Below are 3,899 nucleotides of genomic sequence, written 5' to 3' on the forward strand. Positions count from 1 at the left end.
GGCTGCGGTTGAACAGCAGAATCGGCACAATCAGGATCAACAGCATCACCACCGCCAGCGCAGAAGCCACCGGCCAGTCGCGGTTATTGAAGAACTCCTGCCACAGCACGCGACCGATCATCAGCGTCTCCGGGCCACCCAGCAGTTCCGGGATCACGAACTCGCCGACTACCGGAATGAACACCAGCATGCAACCGGCAATGATGCCGTTCTTGGCCAGCGGCACGGTGATCTTCCAGAAGTTGTTGAAGTTGCTCGAACCCAGATCCTGCGCGGCTTCCAGAAGGCTGTTGTCGTGCTTGACCAGGTTGGCGTAGAGCGGCAGCACCATGAACGGCAGATAGGCATAGACCACGCCGATGTACACCGCAGTGTTGGTGTTGAGGATCTCGATCGGGTGATCGGTGAGCCCGGTCCACATCAGGAACCCGTTGAGCAAACCGTTGTTGCTGAGGATGCCCATCCACGCATACACGCGGATCAGGATCGCCGTCCAGGTCGGCATCATGATCAACAGCAGCAGGACGTTTTGCGTTTCCTTGCCGGTCTTCGTGATCGCGTAGGCCATCGGGAAACCGATCACCAGGCACATCAGCGTGCTCAGTGCCGCGACCTTCAGCGAGCCGAGATACGCCGACAGGTACAGCTCGTCTTCGCCGAGCAGGGTGTAGTTGCCGATGTTCAGCAGCAGCTGGAATTTCTGTTCGGCGAAGGTGTAGATCTCCGAGTACGGCGGGATCGACAGCGCGGCTTCCGAGAAGCTGATCTTCATCACCAGAAAGAACGGCAGCATGAAGAACAGGAACAGCCAGATGAACGGAATGCCGATCACCAGTTTTCGTCCGCTGGGCACCAGGCGCAAGAATTGCTGATTGAAAGTTCTCATGAGCGCAGCACCACGCCGCTGTCGTCTTCCCACCAGACGTAGACTTTGTCGTCCCAGGTCGGCCGCGCGCCACGGCGTTCGGCATTGGCCATGAACGACTGGACGATCTTGCCGCCGGGCAGCTCGACGTAAAACACCGAATGGCCGCCGAGGTAAGCGATGTCATGGACCTTGCCTTCGGACCAGTTGTAGCGGAACTCCGGTTGGGTGGTGCTGACGAGCATTTTTTCCGGGCGGATGGCGTAGGTGATCGACTTGTCCTGTACCGACGTGCTGACGCCGTGACCGACATAGATCTTCTGCTGCAAGTCGGGGCTGTGAATGATCGCGTGGCCTTCGAGATCTTCCACCACAGTGCCGTCGAAAGCGTTCACGTTACCGATGAATTCGCAGACCATGCGGCTGACCGGCGCTTCATAAATGTCCACCGGGCTGCCGATCTGCGCGATCCAGCCCAGGTGCATGATCGCGATGCGCTGGGCCATGGTCATGGCTTCTTCCTGGTCGTGGGTGACCATAACGCAGGTCACGCCGACGCGCTCGATGATTTCCACCAGCTCAAGCTGCATCTGCGAACGCAGCTTTTTATCCAGCGCACCCATCGGCTCGTCGAGCAGCAACAGTTTCGGCCGTTTGGCCAACGAGCGGGCGAGGGCCACGCGCTGCCGCTGGCCGCCGGACAACTGGTGCGGGCGGCGCTTGGCGTATTGGGTCATGTGCACCAGACGCAGCATTTCTTCGACGCGGGCATCGATTTCGCTGGCCGGCAAACGGTCCTGTTTGAGGCCGAAGGCGATGTTCTGTGCCACGGTCATGTGCGGGAACAGCGCGTAGGACTGGAACATCATGTTGATCGGTCGCTCGTACGGCGGCATGTCGGTGATGTCCACGCCATCGAGCAGAATCCGCCCCTCGGTCGGCCGCTCGAAACCGGCGAGCATGCGCAGCAGAGTCGATTTGCCCGAACCGGAACCGCCCAGCAGCGCGAAGATTTCGCCCTGATAGATCTCCAGGGACACATCGTCCACGGCCACGGTTTCGTCGAACTTCTTGGTGACACGATCGACTTTCACCAGCACCTTTTTCGGTTGCTGCTGACCCTCGAGTGCCTTGCGGTAAGTGCTGGAGGCGTTTGCCATGTGAAACTCCCAACAGGTGTCGTGTGCCTGGCCAATGTGGCCGGGCTTAAGTGGATTGCGGAGCGGTCCGGAATGCCTGTCAGCTGGCGCAGAACCTGTGGGAGCGAGCCTGCTCGTGAATACGGAGTGTCAGTCGACATCATCGTTTGCTCATACACCGCTTTCGCGAGCAGGCTCGCTCCCACAGGGGATATGCGTTGACCTGAGTGGCCTTTGTCCGTACCGATCCGGCTTGTTCGGCGCCGCCGTCCTGGCTGCCTGGGTCGTACTTGTTGTTATCACGGGTGTTGCAGTTCACGACGGGAGGATGTGCAAACGCACACCCGCCAGCCGTGGGGGCAGTAAATCGTTATCTGGTCTGGGATTGCGTCAGCGCTGACTGCGCTTCGCCGCCCGTTGCCGGCACGCTGCGCCGAACGCCTGGAAAATCCTCAGGTAGTTCGGGTTGTCCAGCACTTGCCATTCCGGGTGCCATTGCACGCCGAGGGCGAAGGTCGGGCTGTGCTCGACCGAGATCGCTTCGATCAAACCGTCCGGTGCCACGGCTTCAGCACGCAGGCCGGGAGCGAGGCGGTCGATGCCTTGGCTGTGAATCGAATTGACCTGAAATTCGTCGGGCAACTCCAGCGCTTCGAACACGCCGCCAGCGATCACACTGACCGCATGGGCCGGGGCGTATTGCACCGCCACGTCCGGGCTGTCGGCTTCACGGTGATCGAGCATGCCGGGCAGCTCGTGCACCTTCTGATGCAGGCTGCCGCCGAAGGCCACGTTCATTTCCTGGAAGCCACGGCAGATACCGAGCACCGGAACGCCCGCCGCGATGGCTGCACGCAATAAAGGAAGGGTGGTGGCGTCGCGGGCCGGATCATGATCCGTGCCGGGGGCACTGGCCGGGCCTTGATAGTGGAAGGGCTCCACGTTCGAGGGAGAGCCGGTGAGCAACAGACCGTCGAGCTGACCGAGCAGGTCTTCGATTTCAGTCAGGTTGCCGAGGGAAGGAATGACCACTGGCAACCCTTCAGCGCCAACGCTGACAGCACGTACGTACTTGTCGCCGCTGATGTGATAGGGGTGCAGGCCAATCTGTTTGACGCACGCAGTAACGCCGATCAATGGCTTGAATGCCATTTTTATTCACCTCGAAGTCTGTCACTTGAACGAGCTTTTCCGGAGCTTAGCCTCGTTGATTTTAATTAACAACTGCCATGTAAAAAATTCTAAACGCCGTTCATCAAATTGCTCAGGTTTACCGGGGTTTGCCGGCGGATATGGCACGAGAATGTTAAGAAAAGCCCGAAAAATAAAGGCTGCAGGGCAGGGTGTTCGCTATTGACTTCACTTTGCCTTTCGGATTGACTGGCTGCGCAACACAGTGGTGAACATAATAATTAACAGCTAAATAGGTGCATCATGTCGGTCCCTCTGCGTACCGTTCAACTCAACGAAGCCAACGCATTCCTTAAGAAATATCCTGAGGTTTTGTACGTCGACCTTCTGATTGCGGATATGAACGGTGTGGTGCGCGGCAAGCGCATCGAACGCACCAGTCTTCATAAGGTGTACGAAAAAGGTATCAACCTGCCGGCGTCGCTGTTCGCGCTGGACATAAACGGCTCAACGGTGGAAAGCACCGGTCTGGGCCTGGATATTGGCGATGCCGATCGCATCTGCTACCCGATCCCTGGCACCCTGAGCATCGAGCCGTGGCAAAAACGCCCGACCGCTCAACTGCTGATGACCATGCACGAGATCGAAGGCCAGCCGTTCTTCGCCGACCCGCGTGAAGTGCTGGCCAACGTTGTGCGCAAATTCGACGACCTCGGCCTGACCATCTGCGCGGCGTTCGAACTCGAGTTCTACCTGATCGACCA

3 protein-coding genes and 1 pseudogene are annotated in these 3,899 nt (G+C 58.8%); 1 reads left to right on the forward strand and 3 read right to left on the reverse strand.

Annotated elements, in window-relative coordinates; all coding sequences use genetic code 11:
* The 3 genes from OQK_RS00035 to OQK_RS00045 all read right to left on the reverse strand — a co-directional run.
* The coding region (locus OQK_RS00035) for an ABC transporter permease subunit (protein WP_016770554.1) at window positions 1-886 on the reverse strand (886 nt) is incomplete at its 3' end.
* On the reverse strand, window positions 883-2,025 hold the full coding sequence (potA, locus tag OQK_RS00040; protein ID WP_016770555.1) for a polyamine ABC transporter ATP-binding protein: 1,143 nt from the start codon (window positions 2,023-2,025) through the stop codon (window positions 883-885). The genes potA and OQK_RS00035, both read right to left, overlap by 4 nt.
* A gap of 369 nt (window positions 2,026-2,394) precedes the next feature.
* Entirely contained in the window at window positions 2,395-3,156 is a 762-nt protein-coding gene (locus OQK_RS00045; RefSeq protein WP_016770556.1) for a gamma-glutamyl-gamma-aminobutyrate hydrolase family protein, read from the reverse strand.
* 282 nt (window positions 3,157-3,438) lie between these two features.
* Here OQK_RS00045 and OQK_RS00050 point away from each other — a divergent pair.
* A pseudogene (locus OQK_RS00050) lies at window positions 3,439-3,899 on the forward strand (glutamine synthetase); the annotation flags it as partial.

The sequence above is a fragment of the Pseudomonas sp. R62 genome (assembly GCF_000257605.1).
GTDB lineage: Bacteria > Pseudomonadota > Gammaproteobacteria > Pseudomonadales > Pseudomonadaceae > Aquipseudomonas > Aquipseudomonas atacamensis.